Origin of the sequence: Mycobacterium pseudokansasii, assembly GCF_900566075.1 — a bacterium.
Lineage (GTDB): Bacteria > Actinomycetota > Actinomycetes > Mycobacteriales > Mycobacteriaceae > Mycobacterium > Mycobacterium pseudokansasii.
The window spans coordinates 2,204,768-2,228,223 of record NZ_UPHU01000001.1; the positions used below are offsets into that span (position 1 = coordinate 2,204,768).

Here is a 23,456-nt window from a genome sequence, read left to right on the forward strand (position 1 = left end):
CGATGGTGCTGGGCTTCTGGGACATCGCGGTACCCATCGTTGGTGCGCCGATGGCCGGCGGGCCGGGCACACCGGCCCTGGCCGCGGCGGTGTCGAATGCGGGCGGGCTGGGCTTCGTCGCCGGCGGCTATATCAGTGCGGACAAGTTTGCCGACGACATCGCCGCCGCGCGCGCCGCCACCACCGGCCCGATCGGGGCGAACCTGTTTGTGCCCCAGCCCAGCGTCGCCGACTGGTTGCAGCTGGAGTATTACGCAGAAGAGCTCGAAGAGGTCGCCGAGTACTACCGCTGTGAAGTCGGCCAGCCGATCCACGGCGACGACGACGAGTGGCATCGCAAACTCGAGGTGGTGGCCGACGTCCGCCCCGAGGTGGTGTCGTTCACGTTCGGCGCGCCGCCGCCGGATGTCATTCGCCGGCTGAGCGCGCTGGGATTGCTGGTGTCGGTCACCGTGACGTCGTCCTACGAAGCCGGGGTGGCCATTGCGGCCGGTGCCGACAGCCTGGTGGTGCAGGGCCCGGGCGCCGGCGGGCATCGCGGCACGTTCGCACCGGACATGGAACCGGGGGAGGAGTCGTTGCACCAGCTGCTCGACCGGATCGGCAGCGCACACGAGGTGCCGCTGATCGCCGCGGGCGGTCTGGGCACCGCCGAGGACGTCGCGGCCGTCCTGCGCAGGGGAGCGGTCGCCGCCCAGATCGGCACCGCGCTGATGCTCGCCGACGAAGCGGGGACCAACCCGGCGCACCGGGTTGCGCTCAAGAACCCGGAGTTCGACTCCACCCTGGTCACGCGGGCATTCTCCGGCCGATATGCCCGCGGGCTGGCGAACAACTTCACCCGACTGCTCGATCACGTCGCGCCGCTGGGCTATCCCGAGGTCAACCAGATGACCAAGCCGATTCGCGCGGCAGCGGTCGCGGCGGATGACCCGCATGGAACCAACCTCTGGGCGGGAACGGCCTACCGGCAGGCCCGCCCGGGCCCGGCGGCCGACATCGTCGCGTCGTTGGCCCCCGACTTGCGAATGCTGTAGCGCTACCACGTAACGGGTTGTGCGCGTTGGTATTCGACGCGTTCTCGAGGTGCTCGACCTGCACGGCCTACGCCGTGGCGCCGCTCCTGCGGCACCGACGACGTCGGCAGCGGCTACGGACCCGACGAGCAGCGGGCACTGCTGCCGGTGCCTCGGGCTGGCTATGATCAGCCAATGACTGAGCCTTCGGTGTCGGCCACCGTCCAGATCAATGCCAGTCCGCAGCGGGTGTATGGGCTGATCACCGATCTGCCGACACTGGCCTCGCTGGCCGAGGAGGCGGTGTCGATGGAATTACGCAAGGGCGACGGAGTCCGCAAAGGGGCCGTATTCGTCGGCCACAACGAAAATGGCAGCCGTCGGTGGAACACGACGTGCACCGTCACCGATGCTGAGCCGGGCCGCACCTTCGCATTCGACGTGCGCAGTGCTGTCATTCCGGTGGCGCGATGGCAATACGACATCGTCGCGTCCGGCGGCGGTTGCCGGGTCACCGAGAGCACCTGGGACCGGCGGCCGCGCTGGTTCCGCAAGATCGCCGGCATGGCAACCGGGGTTGGCGACCGGGCGGCGGCAAACGCCGAGCACATCCAGCTCACCCTGCGGCGCCTGAAGCAACGCGCTGAGGCCGAATAGCGGACGCGGCACTATAGTGACCGGCACGTGGTGTCCACGGGGATGACATTGACGCGCTGATGTAAACGTCTTGGCAAGGGGGCCTAATGTTCACCGTCGATGCAGCGGGGCCGCACGCCGGTAAGCCGGGTCATGCCGACCATGAGCATCTCGTCCTGGAGGCACGCGACGTCGAGTTCGACTGGGCGCGTTTACCCTTCCACTATGTGCCGAACGAGCCGTTGGCCACGCACTTCATGAACGTCCTGCACCTGCTGCTTCCGGCCGGCGAGGAGTTCTTCGTCAAGGTGTTCAAGAAGACGCTGCCGTTGATCAAAGACGATCAACTGCGACGGGACGTACAGGGATTCATCGGGCAAGAGGCGATGCATTCGCAAGCACATTCCGGCGTACTTGCCCACTTCGATGCCCGGGGCGTGGACGTGACGCCGTTCACCGACCAGATCGGCTGGCTGTTCGACAAGCTGTTGGCCGACAAGCCCAGCAAAAGCATACGCAGACAGCACAACTGGTTGCTGGAGCAGGTGTCGTTCATCTCTGCGATCGAGCACTACACCGCTGTCTTGGGCGAATGGATTTTGGACTCCCCGCAGCTCGACGCGGTCGGCGCCGATCCGGTGATGATGGACATGCTCCGCTGGCATGGCGCAGAGGAGGTCGAGCACAAAGCGGTGGCCTTCGACACCATGAAGCACTTACGCGCCGGATATTGGCGGCAGGTGCGCGCCCAGCTGGCCGTCACCCCGGTGCTGTTGCTGTTGTGGATTCGCGGAGTGCGGTTCATGTACTCGGTGGATCCCTACCTGCCAGCGGGGGCCAAGCCGCGTTGGCGCGATTACGTCGATGCGGCGCGCCGGGGTTTGCTGCCGGGCCCGTGGCGATTGCTGCGGGTGGTCGGACACTATTATCGGCCGGGTTTTCACCCGTCGCAGCTGGGCGGACTGGAGAGGGCGGTCGATTACCTGGCCGTCTCACCCGCTGCGCGGGCGTCGCACTGACCGGATGGTGGATCTGGCGGTGATTCGGATGCGCGCAGAGTTGAATCGGGTTGTGCCGGAAAGTATTTGGTCGAGTAGGCCCGCCGATTTGTACGACCGTAGCCGGCGGGACCGCTTTGCCACTGCGTTGTGGAGTGTCCGCACGCTATTCGGCGGGTTCGCGTCGGCCTCGCGATGGGACCCGTCGCGGGTGAGCCGGGTGCGACGGACACATCTGGCGTCGGTCGTCGGACGCGAACTCGTGTCACCCGACGTGGTGGCGCTGACCCTGGCCGACCCGGACGGCGGCTTGCTGCCGTCCTGGACACCCGGCGGTCACATCGACGTGCATCTGCCCTCGGGCCGGCGCCGGCAGTACTCGCTGTGCGGGCGGCCCGGGCGCCGCACGGACTACCGCATCGCAATCCGGCGCATCGCCGACGGTGGCGGTGGTTCGGTCGAGATGCACGAGGCCTACGACGTCGGTGACCCGCTTGTTTTCGAGGGGCCTCACAACGCGTTCTATCTCGGAACGGCCGAGCCCGACCTGCTTTTCGTTATCGGCGGCATCGGAGTGACACCGATCCTGCCGATGATCCAGGTGGCTCAGCAGCGCGGAACCCATTGGCGGGCCGTCTATGCCGGCCGAAGCCGAGACCACATGCCGCTGCTCGGCGAGGTCGTGTCGGTGGCACCGGAGCGGGTGACGGTGTGGGCCGACGACGAGCGCGGCCGCTTTCCCTCCGTCGATGACCTCCTGGACGGCGCCGGTCCGACGACCGCCGTCTACGTGTGTGGGCCGATCCCCGTGCTGGAGGCGGTGCGCGCGGCCCGTGCCCGGCATGCCCACGCACCGCTGCACTATGAGCGGTTCAGTCCGCCGCCGGTTGTCGACGGAATTCCCTTCGAGCTGGAGCTCGGACGGTCGGGAAGAGTGCTGAGCGTTCCGGCGAACCGGACGGCGCTGGACGTGATGCGCGACAGCGACCCGACCACCGCATACTCCTGCCAGCAGGGTTTCTGCGGCACGTGCAAGGTCAAAGTCCTTGCCGGACAGGTGGATCACCGCGGCCGCGCTGGTGAAGCCGACGACGAGATGCTGGTGTGCGTGTCCCGGGCGAAGAGCCGCCGGGTGGTCATCGACGTCTGAGGGGGCTCCCGTCATGCGGCGCGCCAAGTTTTCGTAGAGGGGACTGTGCTTTTCCTGCGGTGGCCGCCTATCATTCGTACCAAGGAGGACCGCTGAGATGGTCAAGCCGCCGCTGTCGATGAAGCCGACCGGATGGTTCCAGGTCGCCTGGTGCGACGAAATCGCTGTCGGTGACGTCCTCCGGATCAAGTACTTCGACCAGGAGATGGTCGCCTGGCGCGCCGGGTCCGGCCGCCTGACCGTGATGAACGCCTACTGCGAACACCTCGGCGCCCATCTGGGTTACGGCGGCAAAGTCGTCGGCGAGGTGCTGCAGTGCCCCTTCCACGGCTGGCAGTGGAATCAGCAGGGCCGCAACGTGTGCATCCCGTATCAGGACCGGCCCAACCGGGGACGGCGCATTACCACCTATCCGGTGGTTGAGCGCAACGAGTCGGTGTACATCTGGCACGACGTCGAGGGCCGCGAACCGTTCTTCGACGCACCGGATGTGTTCGCCAGCTTCGACGACGGTGTTGCCGCCGACTACTACCCGCAGCAGCGGTTGTACCGGCCGGGACTGGAGCTCCATCCGCAGTACGTGCTCGAAAACGGGGTGGACTTCGCGCATTTCAAATACGTGCACAACACCCCGATCGTGCCGGTCTTCACCCGGCACGACTTCGCCGCCCCGGTGTCCTTCGTCGACTTCACCATCACCTTCGAGGGTGACGACGGTCAGCAGATCGAGGACGTCAACAGCGGCGTGCGGGCCGTCAACGGCGGCTTGGGAGTTGCGGTAACCAAGAGCTGGGGCATGGTCGACAACCGCACCATCTCCGCGATCACGCCGGTGGACGAATCCACCTCCGATGTCCGGTTCATGGTCTACATCGGCAGGACGCCGGCCAAGGATCCGGCCCGCGCCGAGCGCAAGGCGCGCGAGTTCGGGCAGGAAGTGATCCGGCAGTTCGAGCAGGACATCGACATCTGGGCTCACCAGCGCTACTCCGAGCGACCGGCACTGACCCCCGACGAGCTCCAGGGTTTCACCGCAATTCGCCGCTGGGCCAAGCAGTTCTATCCGGACGGTCGCGGTGGCAGCATTGCCGACGGGCACGCAGCCGTGTGGACAGGGGGACGCCGATGAATGCCCCGGTTCGCCCGATCCGCGTCTTTCAGGTCGCCACCGGCAATGTCGGTCGCGAGATGATCAGGCGACTGCAGAGGCGGCCGGACCTGGAACTGGTCGGAGTGCATTGCTATTCGCCCGGCAAGGTCGGCGCCGACGCCGGAGAACTCGCCGGTATCGGGCCCATCGGCGTCACGGCAACCGGCAGCGTCGAGGACATCATCGCGGCCAGGCCGGACGTGCTGACCTTCCACGGGGTGTTTCCCGACGAGGACCTGTACGTGAAAGTGCTTGCGGCCGGGATCAACGTCGTCACCACCGCCGACTGGATCACCGGGTGGCACCGCGACCATAACCATCCGCACCCGTCCGGCAAGCCGATGACCCAGCTGTTGGCAGAGGCCTGCGAGAAGGGCGGTGCGACGTTCTACGGCACCGGCATGAACCCCGGCCTGAACCAAATCCTCGGCGTGGTGTGTTCGGCCGACGTCGCCGAGATCGAGAACATCACCACCATCGAGTCCGTCGACGTGTCCTGCCATCACTCCAAGGAGACCTGGATCGAAGTCGGCTATGGCCAACCGGTCCACGACCCGGAAATCCCGGCGAAGCTGGAAAAGTACACCAGTGTCTTCGCCGACAGCGTGCTGATGATGGCCGACTGCTTCGACCTGCCGCTTGACGAGGTGACGTTCAGCTACGAACTGGGAGCCTGCACCAAAGACGTCGACCTGGGCTGGTACACGCTGCCGAAAGGCTCGGTGGGCGGCAGTTACATCACATACCGGGGGATGGTCGACGGAGTGGCGCGGGTCGAGACACACCTGGAGTGGCAGATGACTCCGCACACCGACCCGAGCTGGAGGATCAAGGGCTGCTACATCACTCGGATCCAGGGTGATCCGTGTGTCTATAACAAACACATGATCTTCCCCAGGCCCGGCGTCGATTTGTCCAACCCGGACAACTTCGCCTCCATCGGCATGACGGTCACCGGAATGCCGGCGCTCAACTCGCTCAGGTCGGTGGTCGCGGCGCGGCCCGGCCTGATCACCGGCGCCGACATTCCACTACGCGGGTTTGCCGGCCGATTCACAAAGTAGACCGGCAAAGGGGCGGCGTGGAAGGTTCTTACCAGCCGCGCTCGGCGAGCCGGTGCGGCTGGGCGATCTGTTCGACGTTGATGCCGACCATCGGCTCGCCCAGCCCCCGCGACACCTTGGCCAGCATGTCGGGGTCGTCGTAGAAGGTGGTGGCTTTGACGATCGCGGCGGCCCGGTGTTCGGGGGCGCCGGACTTGAAGATGCCCGAGCCGACGAAGACGCCTTCGGCGCCGAGCTGCATCATCATCGCCGCATCGGCCGGGGTGGCGATCCCGCCGGCGGTGAACAGCGTCACCGGCAGCTTGCCGGAGCGGGCCACCTCGGCGACAAGGTCGTAGGGCGCCTGCAACTCCTTTGCCGCCACATACAATTCATCCTCCGACAGCGACGTCAGCCGGCGGATCTCGCCGCTGATGGCCCGCATGTGGGTGGTGGCATTGGAGACATCGCCGGTGCCGGCCTCGCCTTTGGAGCGGATCATGGCCGCGCCCTCACTGATCCGGCGCAGCGCTTCACCGAGGTTGGTCGCCCCGCACACGAACGGCACGGTGAACTTCCACTTGTCGATGTGATGGGTGTAGTCGGCCGGAGTCAGCACCTCGGACTCGTCGATGTAGTCCACGCCCAGGCTCTGCAGGATCTGCGCCTCCACGAAATGACCGATGCGCACCTTGGCCATCACCGGGATGGTGACCGCGGAGATGATGCCCTCGATCATTTCGGGGTCGCTCATCCGCGACACCCCGCCGTGGGCGCGGATGTCGGCGGGCACCCGTTCCAGCGCCATCACCGCGACCGCGCCGGCACCCTCGGCGATGCGGGCCTGCTCCGCGGTGACGACGTCCATAATCACGCCGCCCTTGAGCATCTCGGCCATACCACGCTTGACCCGCGCCGTACCGGTCGCCGGGCTACCTGCACCATCCATGGTGTCTCCAATCTCCACAACGAATGCCATCGCGCGGCTCGCGTCGCTACCGGCAAGCGGCCAGTGCAAACGGCGGCGAAACCGTTACCGAACAACCCACAATACTGTGCAGCAGTAACACAAATCCGGTGCCTTCGGCGACTGCATCAAATCCTAATATGATAGGAATTCCGAGTTATCGATTATGCGATCCAATGAGCGCCGTTCGGTTTACCGGCAGCACGGTCGGTAGCAACGAATCTTATGTGACCATTTGCGCGATAAGCTCGCGGAGCACTGGAGGTCGGGATGGACGACAACTCCCAGGTCGTCGAACTTAACGACGACGAGTTGGCACGGATGCGTGGCGAATACGGTTCGGAAAAGGACGGTTGCGACGATTTGGACTTCCACTGGCTCGACGTCGGCTGGCACGTGTTGCTCCGCCGGTGGATGAGCGATGCGCAACGTGCCGGCGTCATCGAGCCCAATGCGATGGTGGTGGCCACTGTTGCCGACGGAAAGCCGGTGAGCCGTTCGGTGCTCTGCAAATTATTGGATGAGTCGGGTGTGGTTTTCTTTACGAGTTACGCCTCGGCGAAGGGCCAGCAGCTCGCTGCGACGCCATATGCGTCGGCAACCTTCCCCTGGTACGAGTTGGGCCGCCAGGCCCACGTGCGCGGTGCGGTCACCCAGGTAAGCGCCGAGGAGACTTTCGAGTATTGGTCCAAGCGCCCCCGCGGTGCTCAGCTGGGTGCGTGGGCATCGCAGCAGTCGCGGCCCGTCGGTTCCCGCGCCGAGCTCGACGAGCAGCTCGCGGAGGTGACGTGTCGCTTCGCCGACCAGGACCAGATTCCGGTGCCGCCGCAGTGGGGTGGCTACCGTATCGCCCCCGACGTCGTCGAATTCTGGCAGGGCCGCGAGAACCGGCTGCACAACCGGATCCGCATCACCAACGGCCGGCTCGACAGGCTGCAGCCCTGACTCGATGTCAGCCGACGGTGGGCGCACCTATTCGAACATTATTGCCGCACTAAAGCAGTCGCGACCCGACCGCCAAGGCTGAGGATGGGGAGTAGTCGGCCGTTGCAGGCCCGCTCGTTTGATCGGTATCCCGCAATAGGCAACTTGACGACCACGCAACGCAATACTCACCGGAGGTCTTCATGGTCCGCCATGCGGACTTCACTTCGAGGTCTTCGTTATGTCACCATGCCATGCCGTCACCGCATGTGTTGGTCACTACAGCTGGCTTGGCCTGTCGGGTCCAGCCGCGCGATGCCGTGCGGAATCTCTCGGATAGGCCTTCGGTGAGACGCCGAGGTGGTCGACGAATACGCGCCGGAGGGTTTCCGTGCTACCGAACCCCGCCATCCGCGCAGTGTCAGCGACGGTGCGGCCGGCGTCGAGTGCGGCACGGGCGGCGTCGATGCGCACCATTTCTGCGTAGCGGGCCGGTGTGGTACCGAGTTCGGACTGACATAGCCGGGTCAGCTGCCGGGTGCTCAAGGAGGCCTGTGCCGCAAGGGTTTCACGCTGTGATGCCGCCGGGTCAGCCGAAACTGCCACGGTGACCTTGCTCAGCGGAGACTGTGGCGGGGGTTCATGGCGCCGCGGCGCGGTTGGTCGCCTAGTGGTGCAGCTTGCTCACGAGGCGGGAGCTCGCGTAATCGGTAGCGGCCGTACCGATCACAAGGACACCGTACTCGATCTCGGTGCCAGTACGTTCCTGGATCTGCAGCAGGATCGGCTGGAGGAGGTCGGCGAGGTCGACGTGGTGTTCGACGTAATCGGCGGTGAAGTCCTCAGGCGCTCAGCGCGATTAATGCGTCCCGGCGGTGCACTGATCACTATCGCCGAACCACCGCAGGTTCAACCGGAGCACGGACGGGCCATCTTTTTCGTTGTCGAACCTGACCGGGCAGGTCTGGTTGCCCTCGAACACCGACTACGCGACGGGCGCTTGCGCCCGATCGTTGGAGCGGTGTGTTCACTGGCGGAAGCTCCGTCGGCATTCGGCCCCGGGCGTCGCACCCGGGGCAAGACCGTCGTCGCAATCGCCGACGCCAACTAGCCGCCGTACGAAATACCGGGCCTGGCTTGCCGACTTAGCCTTTCGGCCGGCCGGAGAGGCCCATTCCGGAACCGCAGAGCATTGGTTGACGAACAGCACGTTCGCGGAAATACCGGCCCCAGTAGGCTTCACCAAATGCGGGTAGGTGTGCTGGGAGCCAAAGGCAAAGTCGGAGCGGCGATGGTGGCGGCGGTCCGGGCCGCCGAAGATCTGACCCTGTCGGCCGAGGTGGACGCCGGTGATCCGCTGAGTCTGCTGACCGACGGCAACACCGAGGCGGTCATCGACTTCACCCACCCCGACGTCGTGATGGACAATCTGGAGTTCTTGATTGCCAGCGGGATTCATGCCGTGGTCGGGACCACCGGCTTCACCGCGGAGCGGCTGCAGCAGGTGAAGTCGTGGCTGGCCGACAAGCCCGAGACGTCGGTGCTGATCGCGCCGAACTTTGCGATCGGGGCGGTGCTGTGCATGCATTTCGCCAAACAGGCGGCCCGGTTCTTCGACTCGGCCGAGGTGATCGAGTTGCACCACCCGAACAAGGCCGATGCCCCGTCGGGCACGGCGACGCGTACTGCCGAGCTGATTGCCGAGGCTCGAAAAGGCTTGCCCCCCAATCCCGATGCCACCAGCAGCAGCCTGCCTGGAGCCCGTGGCGCCAACGTCGACGGCATCCCGGTGCACGCGGTGCGGCTGGCCGGGCTGGTCGCTCACCAAGAGGTGCTGTTCGGTACCCAAGGAGAGACACTGACTATCCGGCACGACAGCCTGGACCGCACCTCGTTTGTGCCCGGGGTGCTGCTGGCGGTACGCCGTATCCGAGAGCATCCCGGCCTCACTGTAGGCATCGAGCCGTTGCTGGACCTGCAATGACACGGCAGTGACGAGGCAATGACGGGCATGGCGCGCACCATGCGCATCCAGCTGCTGATCGCATTGATGTGCATGGCGCTGCTTGCGTACCTGGCCCTGCTCGGCCGCATCGGGTTCACCTTGATCGGCTCGGGCCGTGCTGCCGCCGCGGGCCTGGGCCTGGCCCTGCTGCTCATGCCCGTCATCGGACTATGGGCGATGATCGCCACCCTGAGGGCCGGATTCGCGCACCAGCGGCTGGCCAGGCTGATCGCCGACGACGGAATGGAACTTGACGTCAGCGCGCTGCCGCGGCGGCCGTCGGGCCGCATCGAACGGGCTGCGGCCGACGCGCTGTTCGACATCGTGCGCGCCGAACTGCAAGACGACCCCGAGGACTGGCGTCACTGGTACCGGCTGGCCAGGGGCTACGACTACGCGGGGGATCGCCGCCGGGCCCGTGAAGCCATGAAAACGGCCCTGAGCCTGGAAAGGAGCCGCAGGCACGGCAATGACCAAGACCCTGCTCATCGTGCACCACACCCCGTCGCCGACCACCCGCGAGCTGCTGGAGGCGGTGCTGGCCGGGGCCAACGACCCCGAGATTGAGGGGGTCGACGTGATCGCGAGGCCGGCCCTGGCCGCAACGCTTCCTGACATGCTCGATGCCGACGGCTACCTGTTCGGCACCACGGCCAACTTCGGTTACATGTCCGGGGCGCTCAAGCACTTCTTCGACACCATCTACTACCCGAGCCTGGATCACGTCGCCGGCCGGCCTTACGGTCTGTGGGTACACGGCAATAACGACACCGTCGGTGCCGCAGCGGCCGTCGTCAAGCTGGCGACGGGGTTGGGGCTCAGCCAAGCTGCCGGCGTTCTCGAGGTCGTCGGCGCCGTCGACGCCACAGCGCGCGAGCGCGCCTACGAACTGGGGGGCACGCTGGCGGCGAACATGATGGAATAAGGGCTGCGCCAACTGAAGCACCACACGCTTGCCTGGAAACCGACTAGAAACGGAATGCCTCAGTGGATTTTGGAGCACTGCCTCCGGAGGTCAATTCCGCGCGCATGTACGCCGGTGCGGGCGCGGCTGGGCTGGTGGCGGCTGCGGCCGCGTGGAACGGCATAGCAGTTGAGCTGAGCACTGCTGCCTCGTGTTTCGAGTCAATCGTCACCCGGCTGGGTACCGAGCCGTGGTTGGGTCCCGCCTCGCTGTCGATGGCCGCCGCCGCGCAGCCCCTGGTGGCCTGGTTGACCGGGACGGCCGAATCCTCGGCGCTCGCGGCGGCACAAGCCATGGCGTCTGCGGCCGCCTTTGAGGCGGGACGTGCGATGACGGTGGCCCCGGCCGAGGTTGCGGCCAACAGAGCCCAGTTGGCCCAACTGGTAGCGACAAACATCCTCGGGCACAATATGCCGGCCATCGCGGCCGTCGAGGCACGCTACGGCGAACTGTGGGCCCAAGACGCTGCGGCCATGTACGGCTATGCGGCCGCCTCCGCGGCAGCCGGCAGGTTGAACCCGCTGATCGGGCCGTCGGCCGTCACCAATCCAGCCGGAATCGCCGGCCAAGCCGCCGCCGTTGGTCAGGCCGCCGCCTCCGGTTCCGCGCAGCGGGCCGGGCTTGACAACCTGATCAGCAACCTGCCCAATGCCGTCATGAGCCTCGCCTCATCGGCACCGTCGGAGGGCCAGGCGTCGGGACTGAATGCGGTCTTGTCATTCCTCACCAACCCCAATCCGTTGTTCGTCGATCACGCGTGGCACGGTGTCTCGGGCGTCATTGCGGACTTTGATATGGCCTTGACCACCAGCAATGACAGGGCCGACGCCGCTATCGGGGTCACCGCCGGCGGGGCGGGTTCGGCTGCCGCCGCGACAGCCGCGCGCCCGGTTACCTCTGCGGGCGTCGGCGCAACACCGATCGTGGCCGGTTTGGGCACTGCGTCCTCGGTCGGTCGACTGTCGGTGCCGGCGAGCTGGTCTACCGCCGCACCGGCGGTGACCGCCGACATCGCCTCGGCCGGCGCCGGGTGGGCGGTTCCGGAGGAGGACGCAGCGATCGCGGTGGTGCCGCCTGCGCCTGGAATGGTCGTAGCCGACAACGGCGCAGGCGCCGGCGCGGGCCCGCGGTACGGGGTCAAGCCGACCGTTATGCCCAGGCATGTGTTCGGATGATCCGGGCCCACGGAAACATCCGGACGCGTCACCGGGTGTACAGGATTGGTGGCCCGGGCGACCGCGAAACGGTTGACGATTACCCGGGCCTGGACCACGTCGTCAGCCGTGCCTACGGTGCGTGGGGACAAGGCAACAACGACACCGTCGGCGCCGCGGTCGCCGTCGTCGAACTGGAGAGACGTGGAGTGACCAGGTGTCTGACGTAATCGAGATTCCCAGGAACCACAACCCGTTCCCGCGGACGGGGATCCGCCTCGATCGCGCCGGCGTCCCGCACTACGACGAGATCCCCCCCACCCTGCTGGACATGCTTGCCGAGCAGGTCGACCGCCGCCCCGACAATGAAGCCGTGGTCGAGCTCGACGCAGCGCGGCTGACCTACCGGCAGTTGTGGGATCGTGCTTCGCGAGTCGCCGGCGGCCTCCGGGCGGGTGGACTGAGCACCGGAGAGCGGGTGGGCGTGCGGTATCCCGCGGGAGTCGATTGGGTGCTGGCGTTCTGGGGCACCGTGATGGCCGGTGGTGTTGTGGTGCCGGTGAACACCCGCTCCACCCAGCCGGAGGTCGACTTCGTGTTGTCCGATGCCGGGGCCCGGATCGACCTGAGCGCGGACACGGCATTGCCCGACGGCGACCCATTCGTGACCGAACAACTCGGCCCATCCGATGTGGCGGCGCTCTTCTACACCTCGGGAACCACCGGCCATCCCAAAGGTGTGCCGACCACCCACGAGGCATTCGTGACCAACACCGAGAACGGGGCCAGATGTCTTGGGCTGTCACCAGATCTCGGTGACGAGCTGCGCACCCTGATTTCGGTGCCGCTGTTCCACGCGACCGGTTGCAACTCGCAGCTGCTGGCGGCCGCCCGGGTCGGCGGCGCATCGGTGATCATGCCCGCGCTCAACCTCGACCAGTTGCTCGCGACACTTCCCGCCGAGCGCATCTCACTCATGGTGACGGTTCCGGCTGTGTACTCGTTAGTGCTGCGGCACAAGGGTTTTCCCGGCACCGACGTCTCCTCGGTGCGTTGGGTCGTTTACGGAGGTGCGCCGGTCGCCCCGTCGTTGGTGCGGTCGGTCAAGGACGCGTTTCCGCACGCAGCGGTGTTCAACGGATACGGCATGACCGAGTCGGCCTCGCTGATGACGGTGCTGCCTGATTGGGATGCGGCCGAACACGCCGACTCGGTCGGTTATGCGGTTCCCTCGGTGGATCTCGGGGTGGTTCCGTTCCGGGGCGACGACCCCGATCCGGGCGAGATGATGGGCGAGTTGGTGGTCCGGGGGGCGAATGTGACCGCGGGCTACTGGAACCGGCCGGAAGCCACCGCGGCCACGATCGTCGACGGCTGGTTGCATACCGGCGACGTGGTACGTGTCGATGGCGCGGGCCGGGTGCACATCGTCGATCGGCTCAAGGACATCATCAACCGGGGCGGCGAGAATGTCTCCAGCGTTGAGGTCGAATCCGCGCTGCTGTCGGCCCCCGGCGTCGCCGACGCCTGCGTGCTGGCCGTGCCTGACGACGTCATGGGGGAGAAGGTCGGCGCGGTGCTGTACGGCGCCGCGGAACGGATCGACGTGACGGCGGTGCTCGAACACTGCCGCCGGCAACTGGCCGACTTCAAGGTTCCGCAGTACGTCACGGTGGTGACCGAAGCGCTGCCGCGCAACGCCGGCGGCAAACTGCTCAAGGGCAAGCTCCGCGAACAGGTCCGGTGGGGTTCGCCGGTGCATTGACCGGCGGTTGGCGCCGTCGCCGCCGCCCAGCATAGAAATGTGCGCCACGCCTCTCATTTCGATGCCGCTGGTCACCGGAAGGTGTCACGCTCGAACGGGACAGTGTTAGCACTGCCGGCGTTCGCGTTAAGAAACCGTAACGGGACTCATCGTTGACGCCTTTGGATTGCGACGGCGGGAGTGTGGATCACTAGCCTTATCCTCAACGCACAGACACTGTTCAGCAAATAACCATAAGCTGTCCAGCAAATTCACAGGAAGTGGCCGCCGTAACCGGTCGGCATGTTTCGAAACACAAGGAGCACAGATGTCATTCCTGACGACACAGCCAGACGAACTGGCCGCTGCGGCGGGCAAGCTGCAGACCATCGGCGCGGCGATGGACGCGGAGAACGTCGCCGCGGCAGTCCCCACCACGGGCGTGATCCCGGCGGCAGCCGACGAAGTGTCGATGCTGCAGGCGTCGATGTTCACCGCCTACGGGAGTTTGTACCAGCAGATCAGCGCCGAAGCCGCGGCCATGTACGACATGTTGGTGAATACCCTTGGCGTCAGCGCCGGGACGTATGCGGCCGCCGAGGCGGCCAATTCTTCTGCGGCGGCCTCGCCCTTGTCGGACATCCTTGGCGCGCTGCTGCCCACTCAGACTCCCGGATGGATCACGGATCTCGCCAATATCTTCAACATCGGCACCGGCAACTGGGCGTCGGCCGCGTCGGACTTGCTGGCGTTGGGCAGCGGTGCGCTTCTGCCGGCTGCCGCGGAGGCCGCCGAAGCCGACGCGGCCGAAGCCGTGGGCGGCGCCGCCGGCCTGGCACCGGCGGCCGTGGCCGAGGCCGCGATCGGCGGGGCGCCGATCGCCGCCGGCCTGGGCGAGGTGTCCTCGATCGGCGCGGCCGCACCGCCGACCTGGGCGGGAACGGCCACGTTGGTGTCCAGCACGCAAGTCGGCACGCTGCACGGTGCCGGCTGGACCGCCGCCGCACCGCAGGCGGCGCCGGGCGCCGTCATTCCCGGCATGCCGGGATTGGCGTCGGCGACGCGAAGCAGCGCCGGCTTCGGTGCCCCGCGTTACGGCGTGAAGCCCATCGTCATGCCGAAGCCGGACGCCGTCTAGAGCACCCGCATCCGATACGAACCGGAATAAATCAAAGGAGTGGGATAACAATGGATTTCGGAGCTTTACCCCCGGAGATCAACTCCGCACGCATGTACGCCGGTGCGGGGGCGGCACCCATGATGGCTGCCGCCGCGGCATGGAACAGACTGGCCGTCGAGTTGAGCACCACGGCCGCCTCGGTCGAATCGGTGATCACCCAGCTGACCACCGAGCAGTGGTTGGGTCCGGCGTCGATGTCGATGGCAGCCGCGGCTCAGCCCTACCTGGCCTGGCTGATCTACACCGCCGAATCCGCCGCCCATGCGGGCTCGCAGGCCACCGCGTCCGCGGCCGCCTTCGAGGCGGCCTTCGCCGCGACCGTGCCGCCGGCTGAGGTTGCGGCCAATAGGGCGCTGCTGGCGGCGCTGGTGGCGACGAACATCCTGGGCCAGAACACACCCGCCATCGCGGTCACCGAGGCGCACTACGGCGAAATGTGGGCGCAGGACGCGTTGGCGATGTACGGCTATGCGGCGTCGTCGGCGGCCGCCGGCACGCTGAACCCGTTGACCACACCGTCGCGGATCGCCAACCCGGCGGGGCTGGCCGCGCAAGCGGCCGCGGTGGGCCAGGCCGCCGCGGCCGGCACCGCACAGCAGGTGGGGCTGGCGAACCTGATCAGCAACGTGCCCAACACGGTCATGGGCCTCGCGTCGCCGGCCGCGTCGGTTTTCGACGCGACGGCCCTGGGCGGAATCATCGATGACCTGCTCGGCAATACGTTCGTGCAGAACGCCATCAACGGTGCGGTCAACACCGCGGCCTGGTTCGTCATGGCCGCCATTCCCAACGCGGTCTTCCTGGGACATGCCCTGGATGCCGTGAACGCCACGGGCGGGGCTGCTGCTGCCGCCGAGCTGGCGCCGGCCATTGCGGGACCCGCGGCCACGACGCACGCGGTGGCACCGGCGGGCGCGGGCTCGGTCCTGGCCGGCATGGGCCAGGCGTCCGCGGTCGGCAAGTTGGCGGTGCCGGCGAGCTGGTCCAGTGCCGCGCCGGCGGTGCCTTCGGGGACCACGGCGCTGGAGGGCAGCGGCTGGGCGGTACCCGAGGAAGCGGGGCCGGTCACGGCGATGCCCGGCGCGCCAGGGATGGCCGTCGCGTCCAAGGGCGGTGCGTACGCTGCACCCCGCTACGGATTCCGGCCGACCGTGATGCCCAAGCAGGTCGTCGTCTGATCCGGGCGGCCGGGCCGTAATGAGTCCCGTATGTGGTCGCGCGTCACGATGACCGGGGTGTCCGAATGAGGCTGCTGATCGCGAACCGGGGCGAGATAGCGCTTCGAATCATCCGCACGGCAACCGAATTGGACATCCGCACGGTGGCTGTCTACGCCGCAGACGACGCCGACAGCCCACACGTGCACGCGGCCGATCAAGCAATCGCCTTGCCCGGCAACGGCATAGCCGCCTACCTGGACGGTGCGGCCATCCTGGCCGCGGCCGCGACGTCCGGCGCCGGGCTGATCCACCCCGGCTATGGGTTCCTCAGCGAGAACCCCCAATTCGCGCGGGCCTGCGAGTCCGGCGGCTACACGTTCGTGGGACCCGACGCCGAGGTGCTGGAGCTGGTCGGCAACAAGTCTGCGGCCCGCGCGGCCGCCGTCGCCGCCGGGGTGCCGGTGCTGGCGGCCACCCAAGGGCCGAGCACCGTCGAAGACATCCAGGAATTCTTCGCCGCTCAGGGCGGCGGCGCGATCATGATCAAGGCGCTTGCCGGCGGTGGGGGCCGGGGCATGCGCAAGGTGACGAGCGTCGGCCAGATCGATGATTCCTACCGTCAGTGCGCCGCGGAAGCGCAGCTGGCCTTCGGCAACCCGGCGGTATTCGCCGAGGCATATCTGGGTGCGGCACGGCATCTGGAGGTGCAGGTCGTCGGCCAGCCACCGCATGCGCTGGCGCTGGGCGATCGCGACTGCAGCATCCAGCGGCGTTACCAGAAGCTGATCGAAATCGCGCCTGCCCAAGGCCTTCCGGATAACCTGCGCCGTGGCTTACATCAGGCCGCAACCTTGCTCTGCGCCGGCGTGGGATTGCGCGGGCTGGCCACCGTCGAATTCCTGGTCTGCGGAGAGGGATTCGTCTTCTTGGAGGTCAATCCACGAATCCAGGTCGAGCACACCGTCACCGAGGCGGTGACCGGGCTGGACCTGGTGGCGCTGCAGCTGGCCATCGCTGGCGGTGCGGCCTACGACGAGCTGGTGTTGCCGGCCGGGATTTCCTGCGAGGCAACCACAGTCGCCGGTGATCCCGCGACGGCACGAGGCATCGCGATCCAGACCAGGGTCAACGCTGAAACCATGGCGGCGGACGGGTCCGTCCTATCCACGGCCGGTGTCCTGACGGTGTTTTCGTCTCCGAGCGGCCCAGGAGTGCGGGTCGACACCCACGGCCGGGCGGGGCTGTCGGTGAGTCCACGCTATGAATCGCTGCTGGCCAAGGTCGTCGTTCACGTCCACGGGTCGTCGTTTTCCGCTGCCGTACGCAAGGCACGTATTGCGCTGTCGGAGTTCAGCATCGAGGGCGTCGCCACCAACCTGGCGTTGCTGCAAGAACTCTTGTCGGACGACAAGGTTCAATCAGGCATCGTCACGACGAGTTTCGTCGACGAAAAGCTACCCGGCCTGGCGTCGGCCGTGCTGTCTCACCGGTACGACCATCGGGTTGTCCCGGTGGAGCTCTACCCGGGTGAGGAAGCGCTGCGTGCTCAACTGGCCGGCACGGTGGTGGACGTCGCGCCCGAAGGTACCGAGGTGGGCGTCGGCATGCAGCTGGTGGTGCTCGAGGCGATGAAGATGCAGCACGTCCAGGCGGCTCCGGACGCGCTGCGGACGGTCCGCAATCTGGTGTCGCCCGGTCAGGTGGTCGCCACCGGCGACCCGCTGCTGGTGTTCATCCGCACCAGCGTTGTCGGTGGTGAATCATCAACTGCCAGCGTCGATCTGGATCGACCCCGAGCCGACCTCGACGAGGTCCGGCAGCGTCATCGGCGCACCCTGGACGAGGGCCGGGAAGCCGCGGTGGCCAAACGGCACAAGCAAGGTCGGCGCACCGCACGAGAGAACATCGCCGATCTGGTCGATCCCGGTAGCTTCGTCGAATACGGTGCCCTGGCGATCGCCGCGCAGCGCAGCCGACGCTCCGAGGAGGACCTGATCGCCAACACCCCGGCCGATGGCCTGGTCGCCGGCGTGGCCACTATCGGCGCAAATCGGTTCGGCCCGGCCGCCGCACAAGCGGTCGTCGTGTCGTACGACTACACCGTGCTCGCCGGGACCCAGGGCATGCGCAACCATGCCAAGACCGACCGCGTCTTCGATCTGGCCGTCCGAAACCGCCTGCCGGTGGTGCTGTTCGCCGAGGGCGGTGGGGGCCGGCCCGGCGACACCGACGTCGGCGGCCGGGCCGGGCTGGACGTGCCGACGTTCCGGGTGCTGGCCGGCCTGTCCGGGCGGGTGCCGTTGGTGGCCATCGTCTCCGGCCGGTGCTTCGCCGGCAACGCCGCCCTTGCCGGGGTGTGCGACGTGATCATCGCGACCCCGGACGCCAATATCGGCATGGGCGGGCCGGCGATGATCGAAGGCGGCGGGCTCGGCGTCTACCCACCGGAGGCGATCGGACCGATCGATGTGCAGCGGCGCAACGGCGTGGTGAGCCTGGTCGCCCACGACGAGGCGCACGCGGTGTCGCTGGCCAAGCGGTACCTGTCGTATTTCCAGGGCAGCATCGACAGTTGGGCGGCATCCGACCCGCGACTATCCCGGCATGTGGTGCCGGAGAACCGGTTACGCGCCTACGACGTACGCCGGGCGATCGAGTCCGTCGTCGACGTCGACTCGGTGCTGGAGTTGCGTCGCGACTACGGGGTCGGCATCCTGACCGCGCTGGTCCGCGTCGAGGGGGTGGCTTACGGGCTGATCGCCAACAGCAGCCATCATCTGGGCGGCGCCATCGACGCCGAGGCGTCGGACAAGGCTGCCGACTTCCTCGCGCTGTGTGAGTCGTCCCGGCTGCCGGTGATCTCGCTGTGCGATACCCCGGGATTCATGGTCGGTCCGGACGCGGAGAAAGAAGCCACGGTCCGGCGCTTCGGCCGGATGTTCATCGCCGGCGCGCGGCTGACGGTGCCGCTCGGAATGATCATCCTGCGCAAGGGTTATGGGTTGGGCGCGATGGCCATGGCCGGTGGCTCCTTCCATGCGCCCGAGTTCACGGTCGCCTGGCCCACCGGGGAGATCGGTGGCATGGGGCTGGAAGGGGCGGTGCGCCTCGGGTTCCGCAAGGAGTTGGCCGCAGCCGCGAATGAGGTTGAGCGCCAAGCGCTTTTCGACCGGCTGGTGGCGGCGGCCTACCAGCACGGCAAGGCACTGCGCTCGGCCACCACGTTCGAACTGGACGACGTGATCGATCCGGCGGACTCGCGAGCCTGGATCAGCATACTGCCGAGACGCTGACGGTATGCTGCGCTGCCCCGGCCCCGCCCAGCGGTCTCCGCAGGGTTAGATTGGCTAACGTCGACGACACAGAAGGCATACCACGATGACCTCACTGGATCTAACCGGCCGTACCGCCCTAGTCACCGGCGCCTCCAGGGGAATCGGGCTGGCGACAGCGCAGCGCCTGGCCACCGCCGGCGCCAACGTGGTGCTCACCGCCCGCAAGCAGGAGGCCGCCGACGCGGCCGCCGCCCAGGTCGGCGAGCGCGCGGTCGGCGTGGGCGCGCACGCGGTCGACGAGGAGGCCGCACGACGCTGCGTGGACCTTACCCTCGAGCGCTTCGGCAGCGTGGACATCCTGGTCAACAACGCGGGGACCAACCCGGCGTTCGGCCCGCTGATCGAGCAGGACCATGCTCGATTCACCAAGATCTTCGACGTCAACCTGTGGGCCCCGATACTGTGGACCTCGCTCGTCGTCAAGGCATGGATGGGGGAGCACGGCGGCGTCGTCATCAACACCGCCTCGATCGGCGGCATGCACCAATCCCCGGCCATGGGCATGTACAACGCCACCAAGGCCGCCCTGATTCATGTGACCAAGCAACTGGCGCTGGAACTTTCGCCGCGGGTGCGGGTCAACGCAATCTGCCCCGGGGTGGTGCGCACCCGGCTGGCGGAGGCGCTGTGGAAGGACCACGAGGATCCGCTGGCGGCCACCATTGCGCTCGGGCGCATCGGCGAACCGGTCGACGTGGCCGAAGCCGTCGGATTTTTGGTCTCCGATGCCGCGAGCTGGATCACCGGCGAGACCCTGGTGATCGACGGCGGCCTGCTGCTGGGCAACGCCCAAGGATTCAGGGGTTTTCAGGCGAACCCCGGAGGCGCGCAATGAGCATTCAGGACGACCTGCAAACCCGGGTGCGGGCGCTGCTCGACCAGCACGACCCGGCCACCACCGACCCGCGGGAATTCCTCGGCGCGCGGTTCGACGCGGGGCTGGCCTGGGTGCACTTTCCGGTGGGATTCGGCGGGCTCGACCTGCCACACACGTATCAGGCGCAGATCGACGCGCAATTGGCCGCAGCCGGAGCGCCGCCGGCCGGCGGCGGGCGAAACATCATCGGGATCGGCATGGCGGCTCCGACGATCGCCGCGTTCGGAACCGAAGACCAGAAGCGTAAGTTCTTGCGCCCGTTGTTCACCGGCGAACACCTCTACTGCCAGCTGTTCAGCGAACCGGGAGCCGGATCGGATCTGGCCGGGGTCGCAACCCGTGCCGTACGCGATGGTGACGACTGGATTGTCAACGGGCAGAAGGTATGGACGTCGATGGCCCAGCACGCACAGCTGGCCATCCTGGTGGCGCGTACCGACCCCAACGTGCCCAAACATGCTGGGCTGACGTACTTCCTGTGTGACATGACGCAGCCGGGAATCGACATCCGGCCGCTGCGTCAGATCACCGGCGAGGCGGAGTTCAACGAGGTGTTTCTCACCGACGTCCGGGTGCCCGACGCCAACCGGCTCGGCCCGGAAGGCGGCGGCTGGCGGGTCGCGACCACCACCCTCAACAACGAACGTGTCGCGATCGGCGCCCGGACCGGAATCCCGCGCGAGGGCGGCCATATCGGCAGGGTCACCGAGGCCTGGCGTGACCAGCCGGCGCTGCGCAATCCCGCGATGCACGACGAGATGATGCGGCTGTGGGTGGAAGCCGAAGTGCTGCGACTCACCGGCGAGCGATTGCGCCAGCAGGCCGCGAGCGGTCAGCCAGGGCCGGAGGGCGCCGGTATGAAAGTGGCGTTTGCCCTTCTGGCGCAACAGGTCTCGGGTTTCGAACTGGAGTTGCACCCCGAATCCGGCCTGGGATACGACGACTGGACAATGCGCCGGCCGGAGACCGTCGATCTGATCGGTCGCGGCCCGGGATATCGCTACCTGCGGGCTCGCGGCAACTCGATCGAAGGCGGCACCTCGGAGATCTTGCGCAACACCATCTCCGAGCGGGTGTTGGGCCTGCCCGGTGAACATCGGGTCGACAAGACCGTCGCGTGGAAGGACTTGCCTCGATGATCGCCGCGGACCTGCTGTACTCCGACACCGAGGAGGCGCTGCGGGACAGCGTTCGGCAACTGTTCGCTGATCGGTGTCCGCCGGAACTGGTGATGCGGGCCTATGACGCTCCACCGCAAGACTTTTCGGAGATATGGCGGACACTGGCCGCCGATCTGGGGGTGGCCGGGCTGTTGGTGCCCGAGTCGCTGGGCGGAGCAGGCGCGAGTGCCCGTGAAGCGGCGGTGGTCATGGAGGAGATCGGCCGCGCCGTCGCGCCGGTCCCGTTCCTGTCCAGCGCGGTGCTTGCTGCCGTCGCACTGTCGCGATCCGGCGAGACCGAAACCCTTTCAGGCCTGGCCGGTGGTGCGGTCACCGCGGCGCTGGTGGTGCCGCTGTCCACCGCTCCGGGTGATCCGGTCACCGGGGTGAGCAATGGCGCCGACGGACTGACCGGACGGGTCAGCAGCGTTGCAGGCGCCCGGGAAGCCGACGTGCTGGTGGTGCCGGTGGCCGGGCCGGACGGTGTGGAGTTGCATACCGTCGCTCGCGACGCGGCCGGAGTCGTGGTCTCGCCGCTACTGACGTTCGACATGACCAGATCCCTCGCAGACGTGCAGTTTTCGGGTGCTGCCTCGGCGCGCATCGGCACCGGGCCGGCCGAAGCCGCGCTGGCCGACGCGCTGCAGACCGCAGCGGCGCTGCTGGCCTCCGAGCAGCTGGGGATTGCACGGTGGTGCCTTGACACCACACTGGCCTACGTCAAGCAGCGTAAGCAGTTCGGCCGGGCCATCGGGTCCTATCAGGCGGTCAAACACCGCCTCGCGGATTTGTGGTTCGAGGTCGGTTCGGCAACGGCGGCCGCCCGCTATGCCGCCGACACGTGTGCCCGGGGCGATGCAGACGCCGCGATTGCGGCGGCGCTGGCGCAGGCCCACTGCAGCGGCGTTGCGGTGCACGCCGCCGAGGAATGCGTGCAGCTGCACGGCGGAATCGGCATGACCTGGGAGTATCCCGCGCACCTGTACCTGAAGCGGGCCAAGAGCGACCAGCTGGCCCTGGGCACCGCCTACCGGCACCGCGCTCGACTGGCCACCTTGGTCGACCTGCCGGTCACCTGACTTCGGCGAGGGTCGGGCGAGCAGGCGAGGGTCGGGCGAGCAGGCGGGGGTCGGGCGAGCAGGCGAGGGGTCGGGCGAGCAGACATAGAATCGCCTGACACGCCAAGGATTTGGATGACTCTACGTCTGCTCGGCGGATCAGCGCGGTAGTGCCGAAGCGAAGACGTCCGTCATCGCCGCCCAGTGCCGCTGCGCGCACGCCTCGTCGTAGGGCGGGTTGTCCGGGACGGCAAACCCGTGTGCGGCCGGATACCACTCGATGGTGTGCTCGACGCCGGCCGCGGTCAGAGCTTTGTCGAGCTGTTCGGCGTGGTCAGCGTTGAACGACGGGTCGTTCTTCGCGCCGCCCACGTAGACCGTGGCCCGCATCCGCTCGGCCAGCAGATGCGGGCTGTCTGCGCTGTCGGTGACCAAGCCGCCGCCGTGAAACGACGCCGCAGCGGCGACCCGGTCCCCAAGGCGCCCGGCGACCACCAGCGAGATCCGTCCACCCATGCAGTAACCGCACACACCGAATCGCTGGCCCCTCACCTCCGCGCGTCCGGATAGGTAGTCGAACAACGCGCCGGCGTCGCGGGTGACGCGGTCCGGGGTCAAGGTGCCGATCATGAACATGATCCGCGCCCGCTCCTTCGCGTCGCCGAACGCGGTCGCCATATCGAATGCGGCCCAAGCGCCCTCGCGGTAGTACACGTCGGGCAGCAGCACCGCGTAGCCGTTGCCCGCCAGTTTGGCAGCCATCTGGTAGAAGGTGTCCCGCACACCGCCGGCGTCGGGATACATGACGACACCGGGCCAGGGGCCTCCGGTGCCGTCGGGAGTGAACAGGTGGACGGGGCAACTGCCGTCGGGCGTGGCGACGGTATCGGTGAGTTTCGGCATGGCCTCCGTTGTACTCCTGGGCCTTCGACGCG

General features: G+C 67.3%; 19 protein-coding genes and 4 pseudogenes. 20 read left to right on the forward strand and 3 right to left on the reverse strand.

The annotated features are described in order from the left end of the window. The first annotated feature begins 2 nt into the window (after positions 1 to 2). The 6 genes from EET10_RS10010 (at position 3) to EET10_RS10035 (ending at position 6,014) form a co-directional block, all read left to right on the forward strand. Positions 3 to 1,037, forward strand: coding sequence for a nitronate monooxygenase (locus EET10_RS10010; RefSeq protein WP_036403805.1), 1,035 nt, complete (start codon positions 3 to 5; stop codon positions 1,035 to 1,037). A 174-nt stretch (positions 1,038 to 1,211) separates the two neighbouring features. Then, positions 1,212 to 1,673 (forward strand): SRPBCC family protein, encoded by a 462-nt coding sequence (locus EET10_RS10015; RefSeq protein ID WP_036403803.1) that lies wholly within the window; start codon positions 1,212 to 1,214, stop codon positions 1,671 to 1,673. 86 nt (positions 1,674 to 1,759) lie between these two features. After that, entirely contained in the window at positions 1,760 to 2,671 is a 912-nt protein-coding gene (locus tag EET10_RS10020; protein WP_063466381.1) for a metal-dependent hydrolase, read from the forward strand. Positions 2,672 to 2,699: 28 nt separating this feature from the next. Further along, positions 2,700 to 3,800, forward strand: a complete 1,101-nt coding sequence (locus EET10_RS10025) for a PDR/VanB family oxidoreductase (RefSeq protein ID WP_063466383.1) — start codon at positions 2,700 to 2,702, stop codon at positions 3,798 to 3,800. Positions 3,801 to 3,897: 97 nt separating this feature from the next. Then, a complete protein-coding gene (locus EET10_RS10030) occupies positions 3,898 to 4,929 on the forward strand; it encodes an aromatic ring-hydroxylating dioxygenase subunit alpha (protein ID WP_122502122.1) in 1,032 nt (343 codons plus the stop codon). Beyond that, positions 4,926 to 6,014: an NAD(P)H-dependent amine dehydrogenase family protein gene (locus EET10_RS10035; protein ID WP_122502123.1), complete on the forward strand. Its 1,089-nt coding sequence runs from the start codon at positions 4,926 to 4,928 to the stop codon at positions 6,012 to 6,014. The genes EET10_RS10030 and EET10_RS10035 overlap by 4 nt, the downstream gene beginning before the upstream one ends. Before the next feature lie 28 nt (positions 6,015 to 6,042). On the opposite strand, the gene pdxS is transcribed toward EET10_RS10035, so the two are convergent. Continuing rightward, positions 6,043 to 6,942 (reverse strand): pyridoxal 5'-phosphate synthase lyase subunit PdxS, encoded by a 900-nt coding sequence (pdxS, locus tag EET10_RS10040; protein ID WP_036403968.1) that lies wholly within the window; start codon positions 6,940 to 6,942, stop codon positions 6,043 to 6,045. Positions 6,943 to 7,230: 288 nt separating this feature from the next. Between pdxS and pdxH the strand changes: the two genes are divergently transcribed. Next, complete coding sequence (gene pdxH / locus EET10_RS10045; RefSeq protein ID WP_036403797.1) at positions 7,231 to 7,905, forward strand: pyridoxamine 5'-phosphate oxidase; 675 nt, start codon at positions 7,231 to 7,233, stop codon at positions 7,903 to 7,905. A 289-nt stretch (positions 7,906 to 8,194) separates the two neighbouring features. On the opposite strand, the pseudogene EET10_RS10050 reads toward pdxH, so the two are convergent. Continuing rightward, positions 8,195 to 8,526: pseudogene (locus EET10_RS10050) on the reverse strand (helix-turn-helix domain-containing protein); the annotation flags it as partial. A gap of 10 nt (positions 8,527 to 8,536) precedes the next feature. Here EET10_RS10050 and EET10_RS10055 point away from each other — a divergent pair. From EET10_RS10055 to EET10_RS10115, 13 genes and pseudogenes are all read left to right on the forward strand, one after another. Further along, positions 8,537 to 8,995: pseudogene (locus EET10_RS10055) on the forward strand (zinc-binding dehydrogenase); the annotation flags it as partial. 135 nt (positions 8,996 to 9,130) lie between these two features. Next, positions 9,131 to 9,868 carry a 4-hydroxy-tetrahydrodipicolinate reductase gene (gene dapB, locus EET10_RS10060; RefSeq protein WP_036403795.1) on the forward strand — a complete coding sequence of 246 codons (738 nt, stop codon included), beginning with the start codon at positions 9,131 to 9,133 and terminating at the stop codon, positions 9,866 to 9,868. 18 nt (positions 9,869 to 9,886) lie between these two features. Then, a pseudogene (locus tag EET10_RS10065) lies at positions 9,887 to 10,357 on the forward strand (hypothetical protein); the annotation flags it as partial. A 1-nt stretch (position 10,358) separates the two neighbouring features. Then, positions 10,359 to 10,814 (forward strand): flavodoxin family protein, encoded by a 456-nt coding sequence (locus EET10_RS10070; RefSeq protein WP_036403793.1) that lies wholly within the window; start codon positions 10,359 to 10,361, stop codon positions 10,812 to 10,814. Between the two features lie 62 nt (positions 10,815 to 10,876). Next, positions 10,877 to 12,028, forward strand: coding sequence for a PPE family protein (locus EET10_RS10075; protein ID WP_063468713.1), 1,152 nt, complete (start codon positions 10,877 to 10,879; stop codon positions 12,026 to 12,028). Between the two features lie 80 nt (positions 12,029 to 12,108). Beyond that, a pseudogene (locus EET10_RS10080) lies at positions 12,109 to 12,195 on the forward strand (flavodoxin); the annotation flags it as partial. Between the two features lie 29 nt (positions 12,196 to 12,224). After that, positions 12,225 to 13,772, forward strand: coding sequence for a class I adenylate-forming enzyme family protein (locus tag EET10_RS10085; protein ID WP_122502124.1), 1,548 nt, complete (start codon positions 12,225 to 12,227; stop codon positions 13,770 to 13,772). A 307-nt stretch (positions 13,773 to 14,079) separates the two neighbouring features. Then, entirely contained in the window at positions 14,080 to 14,889 is an 810-nt protein-coding gene (locus EET10_RS10090) for a PPE family protein, SVP subgroup (RefSeq protein WP_036403787.1), read from the forward strand. Positions 14,890 to 14,939: 50 nt separating this feature from the next. Then, positions 14,940 to 16,109, forward strand: a complete 1,170-nt coding sequence (locus tag EET10_RS10095; RefSeq protein ID WP_036403785.1) for a PPE family protein — start codon at positions 14,940 to 14,942, stop codon at positions 16,107 to 16,109. A gap of 65 nt (positions 16,110 to 16,174) precedes the next feature. Next, positions 16,175 to 19,384: an acetyl-CoA carboxylase family protein gene (locus EET10_RS10100; protein ID WP_063468720.1), complete on the forward strand. Its 3,210-nt coding sequence runs from the start codon at positions 16,175 to 16,177 to the stop codon at positions 19,382 to 19,384. 85 nt (positions 19,385 to 19,469) lie between these two features. Further along, positions 19,470 to 20,261, forward strand: coding sequence for an SDR family oxidoreductase (locus EET10_RS10105; protein WP_036403783.1), 792 nt, complete (start codon positions 19,470 to 19,472; stop codon positions 20,259 to 20,261). Continuing rightward, positions 20,258 to 21,442 carry an acyl-CoA dehydrogenase family protein gene (locus EET10_RS10110; protein WP_036403781.1) on the forward strand — a complete coding sequence of 395 codons (1,185 nt, stop codon included), beginning with the start codon at positions 20,258 to 20,260 and terminating at the stop codon, positions 21,440 to 21,442. Before EET10_RS10105 ends, EET10_RS10110 begins: the two co-directional genes overlap by 4 nt. Then, entirely contained in the window at positions 21,439 to 22,542 is a 1,104-nt protein-coding gene (locus EET10_RS10115; RefSeq protein ID WP_063468710.1) for an acyl-CoA dehydrogenase family protein, read from the forward strand. The genes EET10_RS10110 and EET10_RS10115 overlap by 4 nt, the downstream gene beginning before the upstream one ends. Positions 22,543 to 22,680: 138 nt before the next feature. On the opposite strand, the gene EET10_RS10120 is transcribed toward EET10_RS10115, so the two are convergent. Beyond that, a complete protein-coding gene (locus EET10_RS10120; protein WP_036403779.1) occupies positions 22,681 to 23,424 on the reverse strand; it encodes a dienelactone hydrolase family protein in 744 nt (247 codons plus the stop codon). Positions 23,425 to 23,456 lie beyond the last annotated feature (32 nt).

Excerpts from the sequence above, each read along its gene's own strand:
- EET10_RS10010 (WP_036403805.1), top strand. The coding sequence starts at position 3 with ATGGTGCTGGGCTTCTGGGACATCGCGGTACCCATCGTTGGTGCGCCG.
- EET10_RS10015 (WP_036403803.1), top strand. The coding sequence starts at position 1,212 with ATGACTGAGCCTTCGGTGTCGGCCACCGTCCAGATCAATGCCAGTCCG.
- EET10_RS10020 (WP_063466381.1), top strand. The coding sequence starts at position 1,760 with ATGTTCACCGTCGATGCAGCGGGGCCGCACGCCGGTAAGCCGGGTCAT.
- EET10_RS10025 (WP_063466383.1), top strand. The coding sequence starts at position 2,700 with ATGCGCGCAGAGTTGAATCGGGTTGTGCCGGAAAGTATTTGGTCGAGT.
- EET10_RS10030 (WP_122502122.1), top strand. The coding sequence starts at position 3,898 with ATGGTCAAGCCGCCGCTGTCGATGAAGCCGACCGGATGGTTCCAGGTC.
- EET10_RS10035 (WP_122502123.1), top strand. The coding sequence starts at position 4,926 with ATGAATGCCCCGGTTCGCCCGATCCGCGTCTTTCAGGTCGCCACCGGC.
- pdxS (WP_036403968.1), bottom strand. The coding sequence starts at position 6,942 with ATGGATGGTGCAGGTAGCCCGGCGACCGGTACGGCGCGGGTCAAGCGT.
- pdxH (WP_036403797.1), top strand. The coding sequence starts at position 7,231 with ATGGACGACAACTCCCAGGTCGTCGAACTTAACGACGACGAGTTGGCA.
- dapB (WP_036403795.1), top strand. The coding sequence starts at position 9,131 with ATGCGGGTAGGTGTGCTGGGAGCCAAAGGCAAAGTCGGAGCGGCGATG.
- EET10_RS10070 (WP_036403793.1), top strand. The coding sequence starts at position 10,359 with ATGACCAAGACCCTGCTCATCGTGCACCACACCCCGTCGCCGACCACC.
- EET10_RS10090 (WP_036403787.1), top strand. The coding sequence starts at position 14,080 with ATGTCATTCCTGACGACACAGCCAGACGAACTGGCCGCTGCGGCGGGC.
- EET10_RS10095 (WP_036403785.1), top strand. The coding sequence starts at position 14,940 with ATGGATTTCGGAGCTTTACCCCCGGAGATCAACTCCGCACGCATGTAC.
- EET10_RS10100 (WP_063468720.1), top strand. The coding sequence starts at position 16,175 with ATGAGGCTGCTGATCGCGAACCGGGGCGAGATAGCGCTTCGAATCATC.
- EET10_RS10105 (WP_036403783.1), top strand. The coding sequence starts at position 19,470 with ATGACCTCACTGGATCTAACCGGCCGTACCGCCCTAGTCACCGGCGCC.
- EET10_RS10110 (WP_036403781.1), top strand. The coding sequence starts at position 20,258 with ATGAGCATTCAGGACGACCTGCAAACCCGGGTGCGGGCGCTGCTCGAC.
- EET10_RS10115 (WP_063468710.1), top strand. The coding sequence starts at position 21,439 with ATGATCGCCGCGGACCTGCTGTACTCCGACACCGAGGAGGCGCTGCGG.
- EET10_RS10120 (WP_036403779.1), bottom strand. The coding sequence starts at position 23,424 with ATGCCGAAACTCACCGATACCGTCGCCACGCCCGACGGCAGTTGCCCC.